Origin of the sequence: Marinobacter sp. C7, assembly GCF_022343555.1 — a bacterium.
Lineage (GTDB): Bacteria > Pseudomonadota > Gammaproteobacteria > Pseudomonadales > Oleiphilaceae > Marinobacter.
The window spans coordinates 1-938 of sequence record NZ_JAKQZH010000017.1 but is presented as its reverse complement, the minus strand read 5'-3'; the positions used below and the strand labels follow the sequence as shown (position 1 = coordinate 938).

Below are 938 nucleotides of genomic sequence, written 5' to 3'. Positions count from 1 at the left end.
AAAGAAAAATTTGAGCGTAGTAAACCGCACGTAAACGTGGGTACTATTGGTCACGTTGACCATGGTAAGACCACCCTGACCGCTGCTCTGACTCGTGTATGTCACGAAGTGTGGGGTACAGGTTCTGCCAGCGCGTTTGACCAGATCGATAACGCGCCGGAAGAGAAGGCTCGTGGTATTACTATCGCGACCTCTCACGTTGAGTACGATTCTCCGACCCGTCACTACGCGCACGTAGACTGCCCGGGCCACGCTGACTATGTTAAGAACATGATCACTGGTGCCGCGCAGATGGACGGCGCGATCCTGGTGTGTTCTGCAGCTGACGGCCCCATGCCGCAGACTCGTGAGCACATCCTGCTGTCCCGTCAGGTAGGCGTTCCGTTCATCGTTGTGTTCCTGAACAAGGCGGACATGGTCGATGACGAGGAGCTGCTGGAGCTGGTCGAGATGGAAGTTCGTGACCTGCTGAGCCAGTACGACTTCCCGGGTGACGACACTCCGATCGTTACTGGTTCCGCGCTGATGGCGCTGGAAGGCAAGGACGACAACGAGATGGGTACGACCGCTGTCAAGAAGCTGGTAGAGGCCCTGGACGAGTACATCCCTGAGCCGGAGCGTGCGATCGATCAGCCGTTCCTGATGCCGATCGAGGACGTATTCTCCATCTCCGGTCGTGGTACCGTTGTTACCGGTCGTGTTGAGCGTGGCATCATCAAGGTTGGTGACGAAGTGGAAATCGTTGGTATCCGTGATACCCAGAAGACCACTTGTACCGGTGTTGAGATGTTCCGCAAGCTGCTGGACGAAGGCCGTGCCGGTGAGAACGTTGGTGTTCTGCTGCGTGGTACCAAGCGTGACGACGTTGAGCGTGGTCAGGTTCTGGCGGTTCCGGGCTCCATCACTCCGCACACCAAGTTCGAGTGCGAAGTGTACGT

At 57.0% G+C, this 938-nt stretch carries 1 protein-coding gene; it reads left to right on the top strand.

Going from position 1 to position 938, the window contains the following annotated elements; translation table 11 throughout:
- Nucleotides 1-938 (top strand): elongation factor Tu (tuf, locus tag MD273_RS18455; protein ID WP_239039246.1); only part of this gene is annotated, 938 nt, incomplete at both ends.